Raw genomic sequence first — 23,918 nt, 5'->3', positions numbered from 1 at the left:
TAGCAGCTATTTTTTTTCAACTGCTGGAAACGTTGCTGCTGACACTATAGAACGGTATATCAATGATCCTCATCATGGTTGATAATATTGGAGGCGAATAAATTCGCACGAGTCGGATTTCCCCCGCCCTCTGAAGAGACGCGGCTCCCATCCTTCCCGCTATCCTCTGGTGGTGTTGCCATTGCCAAATAAGACTGTGGTGATTTCGTAGCGGTTCGATAAATTACAGCGATTTTCAGGTAAATAGACCACACGGTAGGGGCGCAAGGACTTGCCCATTGGTGTCAACTTCAGTCATCAAGCTCATTCCACAGTAAGTAGGTCGGCGTAATTAAAGCTAACTGGCTAAGGCTGTCATTTGTCATTTGTCCTTCGTCATTTACAAGGGTTTTAAGCCTATTTACGTTTCGTAACATATTTAGGTTTTTTCGCGCCAACTTACTTAGACATCTGGTGAAATTAAATATGCGTTACCCAGAACCCTTGTAGAGACGTAGCACTGCTACGTCAAAACAATTCTTACCAGATGTCTAGTCATTTTATCCCTCCCCGTGAACGACAAGGGGAGGTTTTGGCTTTAGACAAAACCGGGGTGGGGTGACGCGGATCGTGATGGCAAGTAAAATCTTAAGGATTTGACTCGTCAAGGTGTTCTGCTAAAGAACTATATAAATTAATGACGTGACTGTCAGCCAAGCTGTAATAAACATTTCGCCCTTCTCGGCGATAGCTGACTAAACGCATAGCTTTCAATAATCGCAGCTGATGACAAACGGCTGATTCACTCATTTTCGTCAGCGCTGCTAAATCGCAAACACACAATTCTTGGTTTGCTAAACCAGATAGTAGACGCAGACGGTTCGGATCTGCTAGCACCCCAAAGAGTTCTGCCATTTGCTGCGCTTTATCTGTTGGTAAGATTTGTGACTGAGTTAAGCGGACATTATTTAGATGTATCAGATGGGTATCACAGGTGGGCGCGGTGTCAGCACTTTGTAGTAGCTCGTTTTCTGACTTGGAAGTTCGCTCAACTTTGGGAACCAAAGCAGGTAACTTCTCTTTTAAGGTGCGCTTGTTCATCTCTTTTTTAGCTGGCGGCAATGGTAATCAATCTCAATATTAACTAAAAATGTACTTGTTGAACAGTTGAGCAGTTGTTCAATTGTTGTATTAGAATATTGGCAGTTAACTTTGTAGCGTGTTTTGTCAAGCTGTCATGACTCAAACTCCCTCGATTAAAACTCAAGCTTTGCAGGTTGGTGGTATGGACTGCGGAAGCTGCGCTAAGACAATTGAAGTCAGCTTGCAGCAGTTACGCGGTGTGATGGAAGCATCTGTGAGTTTTGCGACAGAAAAAGTCAAAGTATCCTACGACCCACAGATAGTCAGTGAGAAGACAATTTTTGATCAGATCAAAGCTTTGGGTTATACAGTAGTTGAGCAAAGTCATGAAGCAGCTACACATCACAGTCATTCCTGCTTTTGTGACCACCACCATCACGTTGATGCGGCTTCTACTCAAAACCTACAAGCTAAAATTGGCGGCATGGATTGCGGCGGTTGTGCTAAGACAGTTGAGGTTGGTTTGCAGCAGATACCAGGCGTTTTGGAGGTATCAGTCAGTTTTGCAACCCAAAGAGCGGAAATATCTTATGACCCCCAGCAAGTCAATGAAGCGGCGATTTTTGACCGGATTAAAAGTTTGGGTTATACAGTTGAGCAGAGTGATGAAGCTTCCACAAATCACGAACACCAACACCAACATCCTCATCCAGTCCGCCAGCAGACTCAAAATACCGACCCAACAAACTGGAAATTCTGGATTCACAACCGCCGAGGATTGAGTGTAATTTTAGCAGGAGTAGGTTTAGTTCTGGGTTTAATAACTCAGTATTTAGCACTACCCATTTGGATTGTACGAGCTTTTTATGGCATTGGCATCATCGTAGCCGGATTTCCCATTGCACGAGCCGGTTTGATGGAGTTACGCCTACGCCGCGCCGATATGAATTTGCTGATGACGATTTCGGTGATTGGCGCGGTGATTTTAGGGGACTGGTTTGAAGCTGCATTGGTAATTTTTCTATTTTCCTTGGGAACGACGCTGCAAATTTTCACCTTTGGTCGTACCCGCAATGCTATCAGTAACCTAATGAATTTGACTCCACCGACTGCAACTATCAGGCGGGGTTCTCAGGAAGTAACAGTGCGCGTCGCAGAAATTCAACTTGGGGAAATTTTGACAATTCGTCCAGGACAGCGTGTTGCTTTAGATGGAGTGGTGGTATCGGGAAATTCCGCAATTGACCAATCGCCAATTACGGGAGAATCTATCCCTAAAGATAAAGAAATAGGCGATCGCGTTTTTGCGGGAACATTAAATCAAACTGGCTTTTTAGAGGTGAAAGTTACACATACTGCTGCTGATACGACGGTGGCAAAAATTGTTCACCTAGTTGAAGTTGCTCAATCAAGCCGCGCACCTTCTCAGCAATGGGTAGATAAGTTTGCCGAAGTTTACACTCCCATTGTAATTTTCAGTGCGATCGCTCTGTCCTTAATTCCACCCTTGGTATTTGCTCAAGCCTTTAATGTTTGGCTTTATCGGGCCCTAGTATTATTAGTAATTGCTTGTCCCTGTGCATTGGTGATTTCTACCCCCGTTTCCATTGTCAGCGCCATTGGTGCAGCCACCCGTCAAGGTGTATTATTCAAAGGTGGTAATAGCTTAGAAACTGCGGGAAAACTCACCAGTCTAGCTTTTGATAAAACGGGAACCCTGACCCAAGGAGAACCTGTAGTGCTACAGGTGAAGGAGTTGGGGGAAGTGAGTGCAACGCAGATATTATTAATCGCCGCCGCTTTGGAACAACAATCTGAACATCCTTTGGCTAGGGCGATAGTTGCAAAAGCCAGGGAGGAAGGAATAGAGTTAGAGAGTCCCCAGAATTTTACAGCTTATCCTGGTAGAGGCATTACCGCAAATTTTGGCGCAATGCAGTATTTTGTGGGAAATAGGCGGTTATTTGTGGATCAAGGTATCAGTTTATCACTGACTGCCCAGTCCCTCTTGAGTGAGATGGAAAATTTGGGACAAACTCCAGTTTTAGTAGGTAATAGCCAGGGTTTATTAGGAGTGATTTCCCTAGCGGATGGCTTGCGCTTGGAGGCTGGGGAAGCTGTGCGATTGTTGAAAAAGCAGGGATTGCAACATCTAGTCATGTTAACAGGCGATCGCACTCAGGTTGCCCAACAAATTGCCCAACAGCTTGATCTTAAAGAGTATAAAGCCGAACTTTTACCAGAAGATAAGCTGCAAATAATTCAACAAATGCGCCGTTCTGGGATTGTGGGCATGGTAGGTGATGGTATAAATGATGCTCCTGCATTGGCAACTGCGGATATCAGCTTTGCGGTGGGTGGGATAGATATGGCCTTGGAAACAGCTGATGTCGTGCTGGTTGGTGGTGATTTGCGAAGACTCGCTACGGCTGTTGATTTGAGTCGCCGTACCCTAGCGGTAATTCAGCAAAATATTGTCTTTTCGTTGGTAACAAAAGCACTGTTTTTACTTTTGGCGACATTCGGATTTGTCGGGTTAGCAGTTGCAGTTTTAGCTGATACCGGAAGTTCTTTGTTGGTAACGGCGAATGGAATGCGGCTGTTTAGAACTAAGAGGATGTTTTAAAAGTCTAATTTATTACTAGCCCTGGCACAGGTGCGGCTACACAAACAAAACCTGCACTTCTCTACGAGACGCTACGCGAACGACAAGCTTAGTGACCACCTACGCAGGTTAAAAACCTTAATTTTTCGTTAGTCCACCAAGGTGGACAACGCTAGTGTAGTAGCGAATTATATTCGCCTAATACTTTTCAAACACCCTCTAAGGGACTTCCAAATAAATAAATATTCAACTATAGCGGTTCTCGCTTGGATGCAATACAGTTTGACCTCTCTCCTAAAAGGAGAGAGGCTTTGAATATTACTCCCCTTCCCTTGCAGGGAAGGGGCTGGGGGTTAGGTTTGTATTCCATGCAATTGAGAACCGCTATATTTATTGTGGGGTGGGCGAGACGCCATTGGTGTTAACAAAAGCCTAGAAATGCCCATCTGTTGGCTTCGTCACCCGCCTTGAACTACGTCACCCGCCTTGAACTTTAGTTCAAGGCTAATAGCTAAAGTCTACTTCAGTAGACTAAAGATTTTTCCGATTATTTAGTCATCTTTTAGATGACTTTCGCTATCAGCAAGGAACTTCAGTTCCCTGCGGGACATAACTTTCACCTTAAGTTGACACCTATGGCGAGACGCCCGCCCCACAAGATGGGATAATTTATTTCTTGGTAATCCCTAAACTGTCTCCATGAAATACCCTTTGTGAATACCTGGTAAAAAATCGCTGTTCAAAATTAGTAATGGTGATATAGTTACTGCAATCGGTTCTGATGGGTAAGCAGCCATCGGACGCAAGGGGGAAAGTCCGGTGTAAATCCGGCGCTGTCCCGCAACTGTGAACCAAAATTAGGTGAGTCAGGATGCCCGCCGGTTAGAATCAATTCGTTTACATAAATCTGCGAGGTACAGATTATGAAAAGAAAAAAACAGGCGTTAGTCAGTCTAACCCTGATGGGAGTTATCAGTTTTTATCTAGTAGTTGGTTTAGCCAAACCCGCCTACGCTATGCACATTATGGAAGGTTTTTTACCTGTACAGTGGGCAATTTTTTGGTGGATTGTGGCATTACCATTTTTTCTCCTAGGATTGCGTAGTTTGACTCGCATTACCCAAGCTAACCCAGAACTCAAACTACTGCTGGGCTTGGCTGGTGCTTTTACTTTCGTGCTGTCAGCGTTGAAAATTCCTTCCGTCACAGGTAGCTGTTCTCACCCAACAGGAACGGGGTTAGGTGCGATGCTGTTTGGCCCCCTGACTATGACGGTTTTGGGTAGCTTAGTATTGTTGTTTCAAGCTTTGTTACTGGCGCATGGCGGCTTGACAACGCTGGGGGCAAATGCTTTCTCGATGGCGATCGCTGGCCCATTTGCGGCTTACTGGATATATAATCTGACAATAAAGTTGGGTGGTAAACAAAAAATCGCCATATTTCTAGCAGCTGCGATCGCAGATTTACTCACCTACATTATCACTTCTATCCAACTCGCCCTCGCTTTTCCTGCACCTGTTGGTGGGTTTATTGCTTCATTTACCAAGTTCGCCGGAATTTTTGCTATAACTCAAGTTCCCTTAGCAATTAGTGAAGGATTGTTAACTGTGTTGGTGTGGAATTGGTTGCAATCTTATAATCCTCAAGAATTAGAATTGCTGAAATTAATCAAGGGGGGGCCTCAAGGAAATGAATCAGTCTAAAAAAGGGTTGAGTAACTGGCTGTTGGTAGTAGCTGTATTAGCTTTAGCAGTTGCACCGTTAATATTTGTGCGTGGTGGAGAATTTACCGGTTCCGATAACCAAGCAGAAATTGCAATTACTGAAATACAACCTGGATATAAACCCTGGTTTAAATCATTTTTTGAACCCGCTAGTAGTGAAATAGAAAGCTTATTATTTGCTTCGCAAGCAGCTTTAGGTGCGGGAGTAGCCGGTTATGCAATTGGGTTGTATAAAGGACGTTCCCAACAACAAAAACCTGAAGAATGAGCCTGCAAATAGACACTTTAGCTTATACCAATCGACTCCGAAGATTGCCACCAGAACATAAACTAATTTTTGCATTTACTACTCTTACTATTTCTCTTTGTAGCCACCCCCTAGTGCAAATGTTGATAGCGCTTTGGATGGGTATTTGGACAGTTATTTATGCAAGAATTCCGGCTGGTATTTATTTTCGCTTGTTAATGTTCACCATAGTTTTTTGTTTGACAAGTTTACCAGCCTTGATGGTGAATGGAATTGCGATTAATGATTTGCCAAGGGTACAATTAGATTCCTGGTATGGGCTAACTCTGGGAGACTTCTATATTTATATCAGTCATAGTGGCAGTATCCAAGCATTGAGAATTTTAACCAGAGCATTAGCCTCTGTTTCTTGCCTATATTTTCTCATATTAACTGTGCCTTTCACGGAAATATTACAAACTCTGCGTTACTTGCGATTTCCAGTGCTTTTAACGGATTTGTTATTACTAATGTATCGGTTTATTTTCATTCTGTTGAACACAGCCGATGAATTGTGGACAGCACAAAATTCCCGTGGTGGCTACCGTACTCTTGCTAGTGGGATGAAAAGTTTAGCACTACTAATCGGACAACTATTACAGCGAACTTTAGAAAAATATAGTCAGTTCTCTCTCGGATTGCAAGCACGGGGTTTTGTAAGTGAATTTCGAGTTTGGCATAAGAACCGCTATCGTCCCCAAGCACGATATATCATCGAAGCAGTTTGCGGCTGTATAGGATTAATAGGATTAGAGTTTTGGCGAAATGCAGGAATATTTACTCGAATTTGAGCAGGTATATTACACCTATCCAGTAGCACAGGAATCAGCTTTAAATGGTCTAACACTAAAGATTCCATCTGGCAAAAGGTGTGCATTAATTGGTCAAAATGGTTGTGGTAAAACGACACTATTTTTATTAGCCAATGGTCTATATAAACCTGATTCTGGCGTTGTACGTTGGCGTGGTGAACCGTTAAGTTATAATCGTAATTATCTCGGTAACTTACGGCAGAAGGTTGGACTAGTATTTCAAGACCCAGAACAACAATTGGTAGCTTCTACTGTTGAAGAAGATATATCTTATGGTTTGTGTAATTTGGGTTTACCAGAGCCAGAAATTCAAGACCGAGTAGAGCAAGCATTAGTTGAATTTGAACTGACTACTTTAGCAGAAAGACCAGTGCATCATCTGAGTTTAGGACAAAAAAAGCGAGTTTCTATAGCAGATGTGATGGTATTACAACCGGAACTGTTGGTGTTGGATGAGCCAACTGCATATTTAGATATAAAACATACTCGTAACTTGATAGCAACTTTGAAAAAAATTCATCGAAATGGAACTACTTTGTTGATGGCAACCCATGATTTGGATTTAGTCTATCGCTGGGCAGATTGGGTTTTTGTCATGGATAAAGGGCAACTGATGCTAGAAGGAAAACCACAAGATGTATTTAGCCAGCGTACACTTTTATCAGAGTTAGAGTTAGGCGTACCATTGATATATGAGATGTTATTTGATGGGCTATCTGCTGAGGAGGGAGTAGTTATAGAAAAAGTGCGACAACGGATATTAGAACTATTTCGTAATTTTTCCTGATTATACTGCAATACGGTTCAGTTAAGGCTAAAATCCTTTGTCAAAGTCAATTTTTTTGACGAACCACAGAGACGCAGAGGACGCAAAGAGAAGAAGGAAATGCTTAACTGAACTGTATTGGATTATACTGTATTGGGAACAATTTCATTGCCTCTCTCCTAAAAGGAGAGAGGAATGGAAGTGAGGTCAAAATTGTACTTCACGCTTACCGAGAACCGCCATAGCATTATTTTCAGACGGGGATTTAAATCCCGACTGAAAATGTCTTTAATTTTGAATTGTTAAGCAAGAGGTCTACTGTATCGAAATGGGCTGACAGGTGCATGTTCCAGCTGACAGTAAGGGCGACTATAGCTTAGTGGTGACTCTAAAGCGTGCCTAAGCAAAAACTCTGGGTTGCTCATTACCTGCTCAGTTTTGCCATCATATACTACCTGACCTTGACTCAGAACAATTGTGCGATCGCACAAATCTAAAGCTAAATCTAAATCATGGGTTGCAATCAGTTGTGTCATCGGTAAGGTTTGTAACAATTCAATGAACTGACGACGAGAACGGGGATCTAATTGAGCCGAGGGTTCATCTAACACTAATATCTGTGGGTTCATTGCTAAGACACCGGCGATCGCAATTCGTTTTTTTTCACCTCCAGATAAATTACCGATATAGCGTTGCCCATACCATTGGGGATCAATATCAACTGCTGCCATCGCTTGCAGAACTCGTTGTCTTAATTCCTCACTTTGTACACCCAAATTCATCGGCCCAAAAGCAACATCTTCCCAAACTGTTGGCATGAATAACTGATTATCTGGATTTTGGAACACTAACCCCACAAAATTCCGAATATTTCGCAAATTTTCAACAGTTAAAGTCCATTGTCCAATGGTTACCTGTCCTAACTGAGGCATGAGAATTCCGTTGAGATGTAATAGCAACGTAGATTTTCCTGAGCCATTGGCTCCGATTAATGCCACTCGCTCAGTTGCTTTGATAGACAAATTAATTTCCCTCAAAGCTTGAGTTCCGTCAGGGTAGGTATAGTTAAGATTTTGAATTGATATTGGATTATGATGCATTGAGACAACGTGAACAAAAGTTATTTTCGCCAGTAAATGGCCTGACCCAACAGCGCTAAAATTACAGTCAAACTCAGAGCTAAAACGTCTCGCCGTCCCCCTGAAGAAACTTTTTCTATCATCGGTGGTACTCCTTGATAACCGCGTGACAGCATTGCCTGATAAACCAGATTTCCTCGGTCATAAGTGCGGATAAACAGCGCTCCAATCATGTTGCCAACAATTAAACGGATCGAGCGATTGCTGTTCATCAAGTTTCGGGACTCGGCTGCTCGACGCATAGCATTAAACTCGCCAATCAAAACGCTGATATAGCGATACATTGATGCCAAAATCGCTACTAAAAGTGGTGGAGTTTTCAGTTCCAGCAGGGCGTGCAGTAGTGCCGTTACCGAAGTTGTTAAAGTCAGTAAATTCAGTATCAACAGCGATAGCAATGCCTTAAGCGTCACACTACCCAAGATAGTTAGCCCCACTGTCGTAATCTGTAATGGCCCCCAAGACCATAAGACTTCGCCACCACCCCGAAACAAAGTACCCAGGAGAACGACACCAATAAATGTGAACTCAACTGCTAATCGTTTCAGTAGTACTGGTAGGGTAACTCTACTCAGCAATAGCAGACTAAAGAGAGCTAATCCATAAATAGCCCAAGTCCACCAATGCCCATCTGGTGTTAGGACAATGGCAAACACGAACAACAATGTACACAGTATCCGGGTACGGGGAGCAAGTTTGTGCCAAGGAGTAACCTGTTTGCTATTGACATCCAGCACAAAACCCCCAACGTGCAGCAGCATGATGTTAAGTTCCTATCTGTATTTAACAAATTCTGTGGGTTTAAGGGAACTCGAATTACTGTCTTCGTAGCGGTAGCGAAAGCGTTGCGATAGAGAGGAACGAGCGTCCGCAGGAGCGTCATTACGAATTATTTTAAGTAAGTTGGCGCAAATAAAGCTAACTGGCTAAGACTGTCATTTGTCCTTTGTCATTGGTCATTAGTAAAGGTTTTAAGCTTGTTTACGTTTCGTAACATACTTGACTTTTTTCGCACCAACGTACTTAGTCTGGAGCATCTGAGTCTGAATAAGCATCATGTTGTGTGGAAGATGAACCAGAACTACGAACAACTAATTTGCCAATTCCCCAAGCTAAACCAAAAGTTACTAATGTTCCGACTAAACCAGCCAATGGTGTAGCGATCGCCGATGGTACACCTCTAAGAGCATACTCATCAAAAATGCTGTAAAAGGGTAATTTCTGAGCAGGTTTCTGTTCTAGTTCTTTGCTGTCAAACTTCAGGTCTTTTGAGACTCTATCTAGCCCATCGGGATTTTTGCTAGCCAGTGGCGAAAGAAAAATTGCGATCAGCACAGCAATACCTAAGCCAGCGATGACAAAAGCACGGTTGCGCGATCGCGAGAGGTTGCTACTCATAAGCATTCACTCCTGATTTCATAAATACCTTTTAACAGTGAACAGTGAACAGTTTTCAGTAAACAGTTATCTATTTATCCCGCAAGTTTTTGCCGGCGTTGGTGGCGCTTTTTTATCCCCCACCATAGGCCTGATAACTGATAACTGTTTTAATACCGGGAGATGGGGCGAGAGATAGGTGATTTTGTCTGACGGGGCGGATCGTAAAATAACTCAGGTCGAGTCCGCCAAATGAAACTGAGTGCTACTACAGTAATCAGCGCCTCGCCAATGCCAATTACGATGTGCCAAGAAGCCATCGCTGTTAAAGCTACCGCTAGAGGAATCGTTCCCGACAAAGCCAGCTCCAAAGCACACACAACGGAAGCAACCACCACGCTTGTCCAAGCTGCGATCGCTGCGCCAATTACTACTCCTCGCAAGGTATCGCGCCCAGTAGCAAATCTAACTGTGCGATAGAGATAGTAACCACCAAACGTACCGATCAATCCCATGTTAAAGATGTTGGCCCCTAATACTGTCAGTCCACCATCCTGAAAGAGAACAGCCTGCACGATGAACACTGTTACCATCACTAATGACCCAGCCCACGGCCCTAATAAAGCTCCTGCTAGCGTTCCGCCCAAAAGGTGTCCAGAAGTGCCTCCAGGAATCGGAAAATTAATCATTTGTGCTGCAAAGATAAATGCTGCACAAACTCCCATTAAAGGTACAGCTCGTTCTTGGTATTCTGCTTGCGATCGCCTAATAGCTAGTGCAATTAGACCAATGGCGATTATCCAGGTGATCGCGATCATACGTAAGTTCAAGAAGCCATCTGGAATATGCATGGCCAAATGCGGCTGTATTATCCAGTACAGCCAGCCCAAGGACGAAATACCTGTGAACGCTACGGTGTTCATATTTAAGAAGTGTCCTTTGCAGCCAGATTATTTAAGGGTTTAGCTTCTAAGTAGACCATGTATTCTCTAAAAACTTCAATCCGGTAGGGGGGCATAAAAAGTGCAAATCAATAGCTAGATGAATAAACTGTTGCATACTGAGCAGACTAAGTTTATAACGGTAAACCTAACCTGGTAAGTACGGATAACCACATTCTTTACTTATGTCAAGTACTTGTCAAAATTATTTACATAATGTTATATTTTGTTACATAAGCAAGTAAAGGAAAAAAGACATGACAAGCAAAGGCTTTACCATGAACGAACTCGGTCAACTCAACAACTTTGCAATTGAACCAAAGGTTTATGTAGATCAAACCCCAAGAGCAGGTTTTACCGAGTACGCCGAGAAACTCAATGGGCGTTTGGCGATGATTGGTTTTGTCTCACTTATCGCTGTAGAAGTTGTCACAGGACAAGGCTTGATTGGATGGCTGACAAACCTATAAGTAAATCTGAATATTTAAGAATTTAACTCAATTAACCGATAGAAAATTACCAGAGGATTGCTATGAAAACTGATTTTGATTTCCCTAAAAAAGATTTAATTGGCCCCGTTGTCTTTCGCCCCGATTTCAACAACTTTGAAACAATTAACGTTAACCAAGCCTGGTCATTATTTTTCAGTGCAGGTCAAGATGATAAAGTACTGGGAGAAGAAACTGAATTAGGCAAGTTTTTCACCAACCTTTTAATTGCTGTGGGAGTAACAGGAACTCTTTGGGCAATCTATTTCAGCAATTTAGGATAAAAAGTTGGCTTCAGGTTTTAAGTTTAATAAATAGACATCTGGTGAAAAAAAATGTAGAGACGTAGCAGTGCTACGTCTCTACAAGGGTTCTGGGTAACGCATATTTAATTTCACCAGATATCTAATGTATCCGAAATCTTGGTTATGTCCCAATACAGTTGGGTTAAGCATTTCCTCCTTCTCTCTTCTCTCTGTGTTCTCTGCGCCTCTGTGGTTCGTAAAAAAAAGAGCATAAAACGTGACATTTGAGAATGAAATAGCCCTGGATGTAGGGGTCTTAAACCAATTTAAGATGAAGCTGCATAATCAAGAACCCCACCCTAACCCTCCCCGAAATCGGGGAGGGAACTGGATTTTCCCCTCTTTGCTCTTCGGGAGGCAATACTGCGTAGGTTTTTAATATTTGTAGGTTGGGTTGAGCGTAAGCGAAACCCAACAAACCCGAGACTTACCCCAATTAATAACGAATGCCAGTATAGATCGACCATTGATTTTTATGTAAGCAAATCGCAGTTGTGTTAATATTCAAATGAATCTCGGTTCTAGTGGGGAACAGCCGCTAGAGGAAACGGGGAAAGTCCGGTGTGAATCCGGCGCTGTCCCGCAGCTGTAATCAGGGCTTGCCTTGTGAGTCAGAATGCCCGCCGAAGTTGACTTGTAAATTTTGTACATCTGCGAGGCACAGATAAGTATTTTGATCAAAATTTCTACAGCTACTCAGATTTACGTTCTCATAGCCCCACATATCAAGGCGCTACAAACTATGGTTTTCTATGAGAGGGTAAGGGATTAATTTCCGGTATAAATTGTGTCTGGAGATGCAGCGATCGCTACTCCCTATGAGAGTATCACTTGAAAATACTCATAGCACCAACGAAACGGTGTATTAACTATTCAAAATTACCCCGTCACCGCATCCATTTGAGGATTGAGATTTAAACGCAGAGGGACGCAGAGGAAAGCGCAGAGGAACGCTGAAGATTTGCTAGGAACTTGTGAAATCCTGTAGTAAGAAGGAATTTGAGTTTTGTTTTGGGCGCAGCTAGTTATGAATATTTGGATTTTAACGCCTGCTGACTGTGGTGATATTTGCGGTTTGAACAACTTCCTACACATCGCAAAATTAATCAACAAACAAGATACTTTATAATATGCAAAAAATTCCCGTCACAGTAATTACAGGATTTCTAGGTGCAGGCAAAACGACCTTAATTCGCCATTTACTGCAAAATAATGAGGGACGACGCATTGCTGTTTTGGTGAATGAATTTGGGGAAATCGGAATTGATGGCGAACTTTTGCGTGACTGTCGAGTTTGTGACGATGAAGAAGACTCCAATAGTAATATTGTTGAACTCACCAACGGTTGTCTGTGCTGTACGGTGCAAGAGGAATTCTTACCAGCGATGCAAGAATTGCTGAAGCGACGCGCCAGCCTTGATTGTATGTTGATTGAAACCTCTGGACTAGCACTGCCAAAACCATTAGTGCAAGCATTTCGCTGGCCGGAGATTCGCACAGGTGCTACAGTGGACAGCGTAATTACTGTGGTGGACTGTGAAGCGTTAGCAACTAATCAATATGTAGGCGATTTAGCAGCCCTCTTAGCACAGCGACAAGCCGACTCTAGCCTAGAACACGAAACACCCATTGAGGAACTGTTTGAAGATCAGCTTGCTTGTGCTGACCTAGTATTGCTGACTAAGAGCGATCGCGTTGATTTCCCAACGCAAGTTAGGGTGCAGGAATGGCTGAAGCAGAACTTATCCCCTGGTGTAAAAGTCATTCCTTGTCAGGAGGGCAAAATCAGTGGCGATTTGTTACTCGGTTTCAACGCTGCGGTAGAAGACAACTTAGATAGTCGCCCTAGTCACCACGATAACGAAGCTGAACACGAACATGATCAAGGGATTAATGCAGTGCAACTACTGCTAGACCAAGCATTTGAGCCGACTGTCTTAGTCAAACGCTTGCAAACACTGGTACAACAGCAAGAAATTTACCGAATTAAGGGATTTGTAGCAGTTCCGAACAAAGCCATGCGTCTGGTATTACAGGGTGTTGGTAATCGATTTGACTACTTTTATGATCGTCCTTGGCAATCCCAGGAACCCCGTAAAACGCGATTAGTATTCATTGGACGGGAACTTGATCGGGTTCACATTGAATCATTACTGTTGGGAGAGGAAGTCAAGTCGCTTCTCCAAAATTCGTAATTCGTAATTTGTAATTCGTAATTATTACCCCAAAGGATAACAATGCTGCTCGGTTAAGCCCAAAAACCTTAACCCGTGTAGGTTGGGTTGAGGAACGAAACCCAACATTTGGGGGGCTTTGTTGGGTTTCGCAGAGCCTCAACCCAACCTACGATTTTCTCCAATTCGTAATTCGTAATTTGTAATTCATAATTATTACCCCAAAGGATAAATCCTGGGGCTTGAATAAAGTTGGCTTTGCCTTTTTTTCTTTTTCATAAATTTTAATTAAGGGCTTTGACGCCGAGGATGAATTAATTATTAATTAATTCATAATTTCTAAGTTTTTAATTACGAATTACGAATTACGAATTATTTTAACACCAGGTTAGAACAACATGACCCTTCAACTGTTGTCCTAACCAAGGTGTATTTTGTGAAAGTGTATAAAGACTTTTCCGTTCCACTTTCCAGATATGCTGGGGATCAAATAAAGTCAGTTCTGCTGGTTGATGAGGTAAAATTGCACTGACTTTCTGCCCCAAACATTCTGCTGGACTAGTACTCAATGCCCGCCATAATTCTAAAGCTGTAAATTCTTCAGTTTCAACGAGATATTGCCACAGCAAAGGCAATGCTAACTCTAAACCAATTGCCCCGGCTGGTGCTTCGGCAAAAGCTTGGACTTTTTCTTCGTAGCTGTAGGGAGTGTGATCAATAGCGATCGCATCTATCACACCCGCACGTACCCCTGCACGCAACGCCGCCACATCACGGGGATTACCTAAAGGCGGGTTTAAATGGAGACTGGTATTATAACTCTTAACTGCTTTTGTATCAAGCAAAAGGTGCATCCAGGTGGTGCTGGCGGTAACGGGTAAACCAGCAGCCTTGGCTGAGGCGATTAATTCCACGCTGCGAACTGTGGAGACGCGCATAATATGAACTGGTGTGCCTATGGCTGCAACCAATTCAAGCATTGCTGCGATCGCAGTAGTTTCAGCACTGGCGGGTATTGGGGGTAAACCGAAACGCAGAGCATCTGGCCCTTCTCTCATTACACCATTTGCTGTTAACTGGCGATCGCTAGGCCAAAATGCTACTGGTTTTCCCAATGGCTGGAGATACTCTAACACTCCCCGCATCAGCGCCAAATTTTCTAAGGGTTTACCATCCGTAAAACCAACAACTCCAGCAGATGCTAAATCTGCCAATTCCGTCATTTGCTTCCCAGCAACATCTAGGGTGATAGCCCCCCAGATATGAAGCAGGGGGAAAGGAAAAGCAGGGCTAGCCAAATTAATTTTCTCCTTCTCCCTCATCTCCCTACCTCTTTTCTGCTGCAACTGTGCCACAAGCGCAGGGTTATCAATAACTGGGGATGTATCGGGTAAAATGCTAACTCTGGTAAAGCCACCAGCAGCAGCTGCTTGTAAAAAAGACAAAAGGGTTTCCCGTTCTTCAAAGCCAGGCTCACCGCAGTGGCTGTACAAATCCACTAACCCAGGCCCCAGAACTAATCCCTGACAATTTCTGATTTTAGTATCGGAACTGATGTTAGAAATGTGCGAAGCCACTGCTTGGATATAACCATCGGCAATCAGCACATCAAACAGTTCGTCGATTTCAGAAACTGGGTCAATCACTCGTACTTTTTGCAGCAGTTCAATCATAAAAGTTTTTAATTAGGAATTAGAATTTAAGAGTTAACGAGGTAGGGATAATTAAACATAAAATAAAATCCTAGTTCGTAATGAGCGATTCATCGCTCAAAGCAAGGATTATCAGCAATACGGTTTAGTTAACGAAAAATTTGAACTTTTGTAATGTTGAAAGACTTACTCTTACGTTCAATTATTGAGAATAATCTCAATTAACAACCTTAACTGAACCGTATTGGGATTATCAGGACTAAAGTCCTTACTACAAACTTTAGAGCTAATTTATAAACTCAAGTAAAGTACTTGTCTAATAAGGGTTTCAGGAATTTCAGCCAATACAGCACTTATTGGCTGAAACTCAGACATAGCAATGAGTTGAGTACCCTTAAGATTTTCTTTACGAATCAGCTCTTAATTTATTTACGCCTAGCCACTTATCAGTTTTTTGTTCTTCAGTTATTGCTTCTAACTCCCAACTCCCAACTCCCAACTCCCAACTCCTAACTCCTAACTTTATTACAATGCTCCGGCTGCTGTTTTATCTAGTACGCCTCCACCCAAGTGAGTGGTAATGTTCATTGCTTGTAATACTGGTAAACCATCGATTCCAGAAGGGTAGTCGATAACACTGACTGCGCCATTACCCTGGCGAAAATTCCAGAAATTTTCTAGCGATAAACCCAGAATGTGGCAAAGCAAAGTTTTGTTAGTAGCGTCATGAGCTACTACTAATACAGTTTTGAATTGATTAGTTGATGCAGCTTGCACAATTGATTGCCAAGCTGCAACGCTGCGCTCCGACACTTGTTGCAAATTTTCTCCTTCAGGCATTTGCACTTGGGCCGGTACTACCCGCCAACGCTGTAACTCTCCGGGAAACTCTTGCTCTATCTCGATTTCTAGTTTTCCTTCCCAGAGTCCGTGGCTGATTTCTCTTAAACCATCTTGCAATTCTAACTTGACATTAGGATGTTGTTTTAAGATGATCTCTGCTGTTTCTTTAGGGCGCAGCATTGTGCTACTGCAAGCAAAATCAATTGCTACCTCTTGGAGAAATTCGCCTGATTTTTGCGACTGCTGTCTACCGTTGTCGTTGAGGGGGACATCAATTTGTCCTTGAAACCTGGTTTGGCGATTCCAGTCGGTTTCACCGTGACGCACCAATAATAACCGTATTCCTTGATGATCCGGTCGGAATGAGGGTAGAGTCTCTCCAATGTGTTGTGTCTGATTTAACGATTCTAGCTGGACTGGTTCGCCCAATCCTCCAGCGAAATTTAGTACGCTGATACCACAGTTAGATTGCTGTATTGAATGGTAGCGACTTGGAGAGATTCCTAGCGCTGTGCTAATCAGGGCGCGATTAATTCCGTTATGTCCCACTATAAGAATAGTTTCGCCTTGATGCTGAGACAAAATTTCTTGCCAAAACTGTCGTGCTTGTTCATATAAAGCAAGAACGGGAAAATGTTCTCTTGTTCCCTCTGCATCATTTAGCAGCATCCGCAGTTCGTCGGGGCGTTGATGCCAAGTGCGGTAATCTTCGGCAAATTTCTGCTTGACTTGAGCAGTTAGTAGTGCTTCCCATAAAGGTAAGTCGATTTCTAGCAGCAAATCGGAAACTTGAATGACAGCAGATTGTTCAGAATGAGTAGTTAACTCACTATGGATAATATCTGCTGTATGTTTCGCTCGTTGCAGGGGACTGCTGTAAATCGCATTAAATAAAATATTGCTGAGGGCTTTGCCTACTTTACTGGCATCGTTACGACCTTTTTCGGTTAATGTTGACGCATCAGTGCGCCCTTGAATACGCCGCTCGGTGTTATAACCACTTTGACCGTGGCGCACAATGATGACACGAGTCATCGCAAAGCCCTCCTCTATCTAGACGATTAATTTTACTGCAAAATGATTGCAGAATTACCGACTCAGGAACGCGGATTTAGTTAAAAGGGCAGTTAGAAACCGCAACTACACAGGCAAAACCCACCTCTATGGGTTTCAAACCCTCAATTTTCCCTTCATCGGCGCTTACAAGTTTCGAGGATGATGGCGTTAATATTTTTGGCTAAGAATTATTTTTTTGCAAAACACAATTCAAAAGTAACAGCAGAAATCATGTATTTGAACCATGTCTGTTTTAAGGGCACAGCATTGCTCATTGGTGTCAACTTAACGTGAAACGGGCGGTTAGAAACCGCGTCTACACAAACTCTCACCCACCGACCTGGGTTTCAAAACCTTGATTTGACCTGAGTCCGCGCAGGCGGACGAAAGCCTGTATAGCCAAGCTAGTGCGGTCTTCTCCCTTGGCGCTAGCCTCTCCCTTTGGGAGAAGGGGAGACGCCAAAGGCAATAGCGCAGCGTTAGCGAGTCCGCGTTCGCGCAGCGTCTCGTAGAGAGCGTCTGGGGGTTTCCCCCATGAGCAACTGGCGCGCGAATGACCTTCGCCAAGGCTTAAGTTAACACGTATGAGCATTGCTGTGTCCCTACCCCGTGGTCTATTTACCTGAAAATAGCTGTAAAGTCAAACGCAGCACCTGCGGATACAACACATGGTAACGGCAGAACACTATTTGTCTGTATAAGTAGGTAAACACAAATAAATCCAACTGTGTAACGAAATGTAAAACTATTGAAAAGTCCGTGATTGCTGGACTTCGCGGCGCTATATTTGCACTAACAGAGTGATAATTTTTTTCACTTACTTACTTAAACTTATTCAGTTTCACTTTAATAATGATACAAATACGTTGGTAGGGGTACGGCATTTATCATTGGTGTCAACTTAACGTGAAGCCCTTGTCATGTCAGGACGTGATATAGAGTTCACTCAGTTACCATCATGATCCGCGTCACCCCACCCCAGTTTTGTCTAAAGCCAAAACTTCCCCTCCTCGCTCTTCGGGAGGGGAGACAAAGCCTAGCTTTGGCGGGGTGAGGTAAAAGGTGGAATAAGCGTTTGATCTGAAGTTGACACCAATGAGCATTCCTGTACCTCCACGAGAAATCTATATGTATCAGGGTTTATGTGAAATGGTATTACAGCTTCTCCTAGCGCTGTTCACTGCGTTTCTATGCATAGCTTTATCCCCTGTTTTGGCAAAACCTCCTGCTGTCTACTCTGCCATGCAAAATTTGAGCGAGCAAGGCACTACCTCCCCTACTCTCTACTCCCTACTCCCGTTTAAAAGCGGCCGATCTCAGACGGAAAGGCTAGTGGAAGAGGGAAAAAAATTATACGACACAGGACAGTTTACTGAAACGGTCAAAGTTTTGCAACAGGCTGCTGCTGCATTTAGAGCCTCTAGAGATGGATTAAGGGAAGCGATGACACTGAGTAATCTCTGTTTAGCTTATCAGCAGCTTGGCTTGTGGGCTGAGGCAAAGTCAGCGATCGCCCAAAGTTTAAATTTATTACAGTCGGGGGAAAATACGGGCGCTTCCGGTGAGCGATTGCAAATTATTGCCCAAGCCCTAGATGTGCAAGGGCAGTTACAACTGACACAAGGACAAACACAAGCGGCTTTAACTACCTGGCAAAAAGCGGCTGATATTTATCAGCAAATAGGCGACAGAGCGACATTAACTCGTAACCGGATTAACTCTGCACAAGCTTTGCAAGCTTTAGGGCTTTACCTTCAAGCTAACAAAATTTTAAACGAGGTAGAGCAGACCCTTACAAGCCTTCCAGACTCACTGATCGTCGCCACAGGATTACGTAGTCTTGGCAACGTCCGCCGAGTTGTCGGTGATTTAAACTTATCACGGCTGGTATTGACGAAAAGTTTAGCAGTGGCAGAGCGAGTCCAATCTCCAAAAGCGATCGCTGAGGCTCAACTCAGTTTAGGCAACACAGCCCGTGCCCAACAAGACTTGGAAGCGGCTTTGCAATACTACCAGCAGGCTGCTGCTGTATCTGTTTCCCCGATCACACGCATCCAAGCTGACCTAAATTTACTGAGTTTGCTTTTGGAAACCAACAAAGATAAAGATGCATTGGCGTTATCGTCCCAAATTCATTCGGAAATTAGCAACTTGCCTCCCAGTAGAACCTCCGTATATACTCAGATTAAATTTGCCCAAACTCTTGCAGAATTAAAAAAGAAGACCACCTCAGATACTCCTTCATGGCTGGATATTGCCCAGCAAGTCTCCACTGCAATCAAGCAAGCGCAAAGCTTGCAAGACGTGCGAGCCGAATCTTATGCTCAAGGTACTCTTGGCGAGTTGTATGAAAAAACCGGGCAGTTATCTGATGCTCAAGACCTAACCGAAAAAGCTTTATTTATAGCGCAGACTATTAATGCATCGGACATTGCTTATCAGTGGCAATGGCAACTTGGACGCATACTGAAAAAAAAGGGAGATATTAAAGGCGCGATCGCATCCTATAATGTAGCTTACGATACACTTGAATCTCTGCGTGGCGATTTAGTAGCCATCAATCCAGACGTTCAGTTTTCCTTCCGGGAAAATGTCGAACCAGTGTATCGAGAGTTAGTTGAATTGCTGTTACGTTCTGCCGAAGGTAGCAGCGCTTCTCTACAAGAAACGGACGCTCTTAAGGTCGCTAAGGCTGACGTTCCTTCGCCCCAAGAGGTTATCAATCAAGACAATCTCAAGCAAGCTCGGAATGTAATTGAATCTCTGCAATTGGCAGAACTGGATAACTTCTTTCGATCAGCCTGTTTAAATCCTACGCAGGAACTTGACCCAGTGGTTGATAAAAAAGATCAACAAGCAGCAGTCATCTATCCGATTATTTTGCCCGACCGCCTAGATGTGATCCTGAAGTTGCCTAATCAAGACTTGCGCTACTACAAGACTGTAATAGCTCAAGATAATGTGGAAAAGATCATAGGAGAGTTGAGGAAAAACTTACTAGATGTCACTGCGACTTTTCGGGTTCAGCAACAGTCTCAACAGATATATGACTGGTTAATTCGACCTGCGGAAGCAGAGTTAGCCAAAAGTGGGATAAAAACCTTAGTGTTTGTACTGGATGGAGAGTTGCGGAATATCCCGATGGCGGTTCTCTATGACCAACAGCAGGAAAAATATCTGGTAGAGAAATATGCGATCGCCTTGACACCGGGTTTGCAACTGCTTAATCCCAAACCTTTGCGACAGGTACAGCTAAATGCTTTAATTGCCGGAGTTAGCGAAAAACGCCCAGTCCAAGGTAGAGAATTTCCCCAACTGCAAAATGTACCACGGGAATTAAAAGAAATCCAGTCTGAGATATCCAAGAATGAAGAACTCTTAAATCAAGAGTTTACTGAAACAAACTTGCAAAAAAAGTTACAAACAATAGACTTCACCGTGGTTCACCTAGCAACTCACGGTGAATTTAGTTCTGATGCTGAAAAAACCTTTATTCTCACCTGGGATAAACTGGTTAATGTTAAGGAATTTGATAATCTACTGCGAGTTAATGACAAAAACAGGTCTAGTGGCATTGAATTACTTGTCCTCAGTGCCTGTAAAACTGCTGAAGGAGACAAACGAGCAGCTTTGGGACTGGCTGGCATGGCCGTGCGGGCGGGGGCACGTAGTACATTGGCAACATTGTGGTCAGTAGATGATCGCTCTACCGCCGATGTGATGAGTGAGTTCTACCGACAGTTAAACCTGGGAGTAAATAAAGCCGAAGCCCTCCACCGTGCCCAACTAGCTGTTTTTGTTAAGGACGACAGTCCAAATTCATGGGCACCTTATGTTTTGTTAGGGAACTGGCTTTGATCAGCAATTTTAGACAGTTCAGTTAACCTTATAAGTCACCTTGTGGGCACGGTCAATCCAAAAATTGCAAATCTAAAATCCAAAATTGTTTGACAGTTATTTAGTTGTCGATTGAGCCGTACTGCATTGAACCGGTTTTTGCCAAGAATTGCTGGGCGTAGTGGTGGGTGCATAAGCCGTTAGTACAATCTCTCCTTGTGCATTTTTCACCCACCCTTGTGCTTCCACAATCGGCGCTGGTGTCGGGCTAGTCGCCTGGGTTGAAACATTAGTATTAACAGGGTTTTCACCCATTGGTTTAAGAGTCACCCAATCTACTTGAACAGCGTCACTGCTGAGGGGTTCAGTTCTGGGGTTGGGCGGTAAGCCGCCGCGTCCAGTGACAGTAAAACTACTTTGATTTTGTGCTGTAGGTGCTTGACAGGCTTGCGACACTTGAGTATCGACTGGTACGGCTGGTAAGTTAATTAGTCCTTGATAAGGGTCAGCATCGAGGGTGTTAATTTGAACAATGCCACTTAAATTAGGACTTGTTTGGGAAATTGCCGTAATGTCATTTGTCGCCAGTCTACGGGGGTTTAAATCCTTCGGGCGCAACCTCTCAAGGTCTTGGCGAGTTAGTGGCGCAATTCCAAAAATCTTAATAGCGTTGATTGTGACTGTTCCTCCTTTGCCATCGTAGGCATTGGCTGTGATGTCGCTGTTTTCATTTGGTTTGGCGACGATGAAGCCGTTAGGGGCATTAATGGTGATATTACCTCCATCTCCACCCTGTTGAGCAGTACCTGCGTTAGTAGATATTTGGCTGTTGGCACTTAGTAACAATAAGTCTTGTAAGTTCAGCGTAATATTGCCACCATTACCAGATTTAGCTTGACCAATTAGGTTACTTTGGTTATCCAATTTGATTGAACGAGCGTTGATTTCTAAATCACCTGCTTTATTTGCGCCTTGACTGCTCACAGTTATGTCAGCGTTATTTAAGACATTTAATTCTCCAGCCTTAATTATGATACTTCCCCCTTGTCCAGTAGAGTTAGGAAAAGTGGAAGCTGAAACCTGTGCTTCATTTTGAACAATCAATTGCCCAGTTTCAATCTTTAATTCTCCAGCATCCCCAGCAGATCTCGTCCCAACAAATAAGCCGCTTGGAATCCCATCTTTTGTTCCTATGACTTTGATCGAGTCTCTTGCGGTTATAGACAAATTCCCCCCCCTTCCCTGACCACGAGTGGAAGCTGCAACTTGCCCTGCATCTTCAACAATCAATTGCCCAGTTTCAATCTTTAATTCTCCAGCATCTCCAGCGCCTTCTGTTACTGCATACAAGCCACTGGGATTACGTTTTGACGCGATTCCACTCACATATATAGAGTCCCTTGCAGTAATAGACAACCTCCCTCCCCTTCCCTGACTAAGAGGGGAAGTGGAAACTGTGATTTGTGATCCATCCTTAAGAATCAACCGCCCAGTTTCAATACTTAAGTCACCGGCATCTCCAATGTTGTCCGTTGTAGTTTGCAGACCGCTTTGGTCTACAAGTTCTACTGACTCCGATGCATTCACCACTAATGTTCCCGATCTTGGGTCTACCATAGTAACCCGATTAATATCTACGAACCCCGATGGTGTCACCACTACTGTTAAAAAGTCCAAGTCTAAGGTAATAGCTGTAATAGTTGAACCACCGGTCACACTAACGCGCCTACCTTGCAGCTGGATACTACCACCACCGCCATCAGCAGTTACTCTGGATGCATCGTCAATAGATATATCTGCTCGTTGCACTTCTTCGGGAAAACTGAGACGGAAATTGTTGCCATCAATGTTTAACCCTACCGTTCCCTTTCCATTCAATCCTCCTAATTCGATTCGACCACCTGCAGTACTCAGTACCGTTCGTTGCAAATTCACATCGCCGCCTACTAGCACTAAACTGTGTTCGCGACCAGGCGAAAGTGGATTAAATGCTTGAATAGAAATGGGACTAGCGGCAATTTGATTGAATAGCAAAGCTGAAGGATTCACCTTTAGCAAGGGGTTAGCTGGATTGACGGGTGAAGTCATGGAAAATTCTCCACCATTGGGAAATTGGATAACGTTTGCTGTTGTTCCTATAAATGAACCGCCAATATCTAATCGAGCATTTTGTCCAAATACGATGCCCTTGGGGCTTAGAAGAAAAAGATTAGCTTTACCCTGAGCCTTTAGTATTCCTTGGATGTCAGAGGGGTTTCTCCCTGTAACTCGCACGAAAATATTGTTGATAGTAGAGGAGTTAAGGAAATCCACTATCTCGTCGGTTCTAACTATAAAGTCGCTGAAACTATGGAATAGATTTGTATCGCCAACGGTTGTACCGCCTGTGATATCTAGGGTAGTACCATTGGGTGTAACTTTAGTTCCTAAAGAGGGATCAGCGACGACCTGAGCAAAGGTGCGATCGCTTCCTTTTCCTACAATCACACCTACTAGAATCAGCAAGATCGAGAGACCTGATTGGCAATACCGAGCAAGCCAGCTTTTTGACATCAAAAAATTTGCCTCCTAACTCTCTCCCTGGACTTCTCTTGTGTAGTAGAGAATTCTATTCACCCAATACTTTTCAGACATTCTTAGGACTTACGCAACTGGCATATTATTTTTAGTTTGTAGTAAGGACTTTAGTCCTCTTTCATCAGGGCTGAAGCCCTTACTACAAAATAAAAGCTTTTATTTTTTGTGACACTTGCGTAAGTCCTAAAATGTAGAGGAGCAGGAAAGCGCGGTCAGGATGAAGTAACTAGGAAAAAGAAAAATCTCTTGTTTCCCTTAACCTTTGACCTTGGCT

At 43.4% G+C, this 23,918-nt stretch carries 18 protein-coding genes and 2 riboswitches; of the genes, 9 read left to right on the top strand and 9 right to left on the bottom strand.

The features are described from left to right. Positions 1-290 precede the first annotated feature (290 nt). Both LC605_RS33050 and LC605_RS20120 read right to left on the bottom strand, forming a co-directional pair. The gene (locus LC605_RS33050; protein ID WP_267868606.1) at positions 291-416 is read right to left on the bottom strand and encodes a hypothetical protein; all 126 of its coding nucleotides are present in this window, start codon (positions 414-416) and stop codon (positions 291-293) included. A 211-nt stretch (positions 417-627) separates the two neighbouring features. Then, entirely contained in the window at positions 628-1,080 is a 453-nt protein-coding gene (locus LC605_RS20120) for a helix-turn-helix transcriptional regulator (RefSeq protein ID WP_229549286.1), read from the bottom strand. Positions 1,081-1,216: 136 nt separating this feature from the next. Here LC605_RS20120 and LC605_RS20115 point away from each other — a divergent pair, with 136 nt between their 5' ends. The 5 genes from LC605_RS20115 (at position 1,217) to LC605_RS20095 (ending at position 7,276) form a co-directional block, all read left to right on the top strand. Beyond that, positions 1,217-3,688, top strand: coding sequence for a heavy metal translocating P-type ATPase (locus LC605_RS20115; protein WP_229549285.1), 2,472 nt, complete (start codon positions 1,217-1,219; stop codon positions 3,686-3,688). A gap of 735 nt (positions 3,689-4,423) precedes the next feature. Beyond that, positions 4,424-4,565, top strand: a riboswitch (cobalamin riboswitch). A 25-nt stretch (positions 4,566-4,590) separates the two neighbouring features. Next, positions 4,591-5,370 carry an energy-coupling factor ABC transporter permease gene (locus LC605_RS20110; protein WP_229549284.1) on the top strand — a complete coding sequence of 260 codons (780 nt, stop codon included), beginning with the start codon at positions 4,591-4,593 and terminating at the stop codon, positions 5,368-5,370. Next, the gene (locus LC605_RS20105; RefSeq protein WP_229549283.1) at positions 5,357-5,659 is read left to right on the top strand and encodes an energy-coupling factor ABC transporter substrate-binding protein; all 303 of its coding nucleotides are present in this window, start codon (positions 5,357-5,359) and stop codon (positions 5,657-5,659) included. Before LC605_RS20110 ends, LC605_RS20105 begins: the two co-directional genes overlap by 14 nt. Then, entirely contained in the window at positions 5,656-6,468 is an 813-nt protein-coding gene (gene cbiQ / locus LC605_RS20100; RefSeq protein ID WP_229549282.1) for a cobalt ECF transporter T component CbiQ, read from the top strand. Before LC605_RS20105 ends, cbiQ (LC605_RS20100) begins: the two co-directional genes overlap by 4 nt. Then, positions 6,443-7,276, top strand: coding sequence for an energy-coupling factor ABC transporter ATP-binding protein (locus LC605_RS20095; protein WP_229549281.1), 834 nt, complete (start codon positions 6,443-6,445; stop codon positions 7,274-7,276). Before cbiQ (LC605_RS20100) ends, LC605_RS20095 begins: the two co-directional genes overlap by 26 nt. 281 nt (positions 7,277-7,557) lie before the next feature. On the opposite strand, the gene LC605_RS20090 is transcribed toward LC605_RS20095, so the two are convergent. The 4 genes from LC605_RS20090 to cbiM form a co-directional block, all read right to left on the bottom strand. Continuing rightward, entirely contained in the window at positions 7,558-8,355 is a 798-nt protein-coding gene (locus LC605_RS20090) for an energy-coupling factor ABC transporter ATP-binding protein (RefSeq protein ID WP_229549280.1), read from the bottom strand. A gap of 20 nt (positions 8,356-8,375) precedes the next feature. Then, positions 8,376-9,155, bottom strand: coding sequence for a cobalt ECF transporter T component CbiQ (gene cbiQ, locus LC605_RS20085; RefSeq protein ID WP_229549279.1), 780 nt, complete (start codon positions 9,153-9,155; stop codon positions 8,376-8,378). A 262-nt stretch (positions 9,156-9,417) separates the two neighbouring features. After that, entirely contained in the window at positions 9,418-9,792 is a 375-nt protein-coding gene (locus tag LC605_RS20080; RefSeq protein WP_229549278.1) for a PDGLE domain-containing protein, read from the bottom strand. Positions 9,793-9,941: 149 nt separating this feature from the next. Beyond that, on the bottom strand, positions 9,942-10,694 hold the full coding sequence (gene cbiM / locus LC605_RS20075) for a cobalt transporter CbiM (protein WP_229549277.1): 753 nt from the start codon (positions 10,692-10,694) through the stop codon (positions 9,942-9,944). A 275-nt stretch (positions 10,695-10,969) separates the two neighbouring features. Here cbiM and LC605_RS20070 point away from each other — a divergent pair, with 275 nt between their 5' ends. From LC605_RS20070 to cobW, 3 genes are all read left to right on the top strand, one after another. Continuing rightward, a complete protein-coding gene (locus LC605_RS20070; protein WP_229549276.1) occupies positions 10,970-11,182 on the top strand; it encodes a chlorophyll a/b-binding protein in 213 nt (70 codons plus the stop codon). A gap of 62 nt (positions 11,183-11,244) precedes the next feature. Continuing rightward, positions 11,245-11,484 carry a hypothetical protein gene (locus LC605_RS20065; protein WP_152592672.1) on the top strand — a complete coding sequence of 80 codons (240 nt, stop codon included), beginning with the start codon at positions 11,245-11,247 and terminating at the stop codon, positions 11,482-11,484. A 520-nt stretch (positions 11,485-12,004) separates the two neighbouring features. Further along, positions 12,005-12,148, top strand: a riboswitch (cobalamin riboswitch). A gap of 487 nt (positions 12,149-12,635) precedes the next feature. Then, complete coding sequence (cobW, locus tag LC605_RS20060; protein ID WP_229549275.1) at positions 12,636-13,700, top strand: cobalamin biosynthesis protein CobW; 1,065 nt, start codon at positions 12,636-12,638, stop codon at positions 13,698-13,700. Between the two features lie 356 nt (positions 13,701-14,056). On the opposite strand, the gene LC605_RS20055 is transcribed toward cobW, so the two are convergent. Next, the gene (locus LC605_RS20055) at positions 14,057-15,352 is read right to left on the bottom strand and encodes a dihydroorotase (RefSeq protein WP_229549274.1); all 1,296 of its coding nucleotides are present in this window, start codon (positions 15,350-15,352) and stop codon (positions 14,057-14,059) included. A gap of 504 nt (positions 15,353-15,856) precedes the next feature. Continuing rightward, positions 15,857-17,209 (bottom strand): histidine phosphatase family protein, encoded by a 1,353-nt coding sequence (locus tag LC605_RS20050; RefSeq protein ID WP_229549273.1) that lies wholly within the window; start codon positions 17,207-17,209, stop codon positions 15,857-15,859. A 1,116-nt stretch (positions 17,210-18,325) separates the two neighbouring features. Between LC605_RS20050 and LC605_RS20045 the strand changes: the two genes are divergently transcribed. Beyond that, positions 18,326-21,088 (top strand): CHAT domain-containing protein, encoded by a 2,763-nt coding sequence (locus tag LC605_RS20045; RefSeq protein WP_229549272.1) that lies wholly within the window; start codon positions 18,326-18,328, stop codon positions 21,086-21,088. Between the two features lie 96 nt (positions 21,089-21,184). Here LC605_RS20045 and LC605_RS20040 read toward each other — a convergent pair whose 3' ends face one another. Continuing rightward, entirely contained in the window at positions 21,185-23,572 is a 2,388-nt protein-coding gene (locus tag LC605_RS20040) for a filamentous hemagglutinin N-terminal domain-containing protein (protein ID WP_229549271.1), read from the bottom strand. Positions 23,573-23,918: the final 346 nt, after the last annotated feature.

Source organism: Nostoc sp. CHAB 5836, from assembly GCF_020829445.1.
In the GTDB taxonomy this organism is placed as follows: Bacteria; Cyanobacteriota; Cyanobacteriia; order Cyanobacteriales; family Nostocaceae; genus Nostoc.
The sequence above is the reverse complement of the archived record's forward strand: the minus strand, read 5'-3'. Positions and strand labels throughout refer to the sequence as shown.

Excerpts from the sequence above, each read along its gene's own strand:
- LC605_RS33050 (WP_267868606.1), bottom strand. The coding sequence starts at position 416 with ATGTTACGAAACGTAAATAGGCTTAAAACCCTTGTAAATGACGAAGGA.
- LC605_RS20120 (WP_229549286.1), bottom strand. The coding sequence starts at position 1,080 with ATGAACAAGCGCACCTTAAAAGAGAAGTTACCTGCTTTGGTTCCCAAA.
- LC605_RS20115 (WP_229549285.1), top strand. The coding sequence starts at position 1,217 with ATGACTCAAACTCCCTCGATTAAAACTCAAGCTTTGCAGGTTGGTGGT.
- LC605_RS20110 (WP_229549284.1), top strand. The coding sequence starts at position 4,591 with ATGAAAAGAAAAAAACAGGCGTTAGTCAGTCTAACCCTGATGGGAGTT.
- LC605_RS20105 (WP_229549283.1), top strand. The coding sequence starts at position 5,357 with ATGAATCAGTCTAAAAAAGGGTTGAGTAACTGGCTGTTGGTAGTAGCT.
- cbiQ (WP_229549282.1), top strand. The coding sequence starts at position 5,656 with ATGAGCCTGCAAATAGACACTTTAGCTTATACCAATCGACTCCGAAGA.
- LC605_RS20095 (WP_229549281.1), top strand. The coding sequence starts at position 6,443 with ATGCAGGAATATTTACTCGAATTTGAGCAGGTATATTACACCTATCCA.
- LC605_RS20090 (WP_229549280.1), bottom strand. The coding sequence starts at position 8,355 with ATGCATCATAATCCAATATCAATTCAAAATCTTAACTATACCTACCCT.
- cbiQ (WP_229549279.1), bottom strand. The coding sequence starts at position 9,155 with ATGCTGCTGCACGTTGGGGGTTTTGTGCTGGATGTCAATAGCAAACAG.
- LC605_RS20080 (WP_229549278.1), bottom strand. The coding sequence starts at position 9,792 with ATGAGTAGCAACCTCTCGCGATCGCGCAACCGTGCTTTTGTCATCGCT.
- cbiM (WP_229549277.1), bottom strand. The coding sequence starts at position 10,694 with ATGAACACCGTAGCGTTCACAGGTATTTCGTCCTTGGGCTGGCTGTAC.
- LC605_RS20070 (WP_229549276.1), top strand. The coding sequence starts at position 10,970 with ATGACAAGCAAAGGCTTTACCATGAACGAACTCGGTCAACTCAACAAC.
- LC605_RS20065 (WP_152592672.1), top strand. The coding sequence starts at position 11,245 with ATGAAAACTGATTTTGATTTCCCTAAAAAAGATTTAATTGGCCCCGTT.
- cobW (WP_229549275.1), top strand. The coding sequence starts at position 12,636 with ATGCAAAAAATTCCCGTCACAGTAATTACAGGATTTCTAGGTGCAGGC.
- LC605_RS20055 (WP_229549274.1), bottom strand. The coding sequence starts at position 15,352 with ATGATTGAACTGCTGCAAAAAGTACGAGTGATTGACCCAGTTTCTGAA.
- LC605_RS20050 (WP_229549273.1), bottom strand. The coding sequence starts at position 17,209 with ATGACTCGTGTCATCATTGTGCGCCACGGTCAAAGTGGTTATAACACC.
- LC605_RS20045 (WP_229549272.1), top strand. The coding sequence starts at position 18,326 with ATGAGCATTCCTGTACCTCCACGAGAAATCTATATGTATCAGGGTTTA.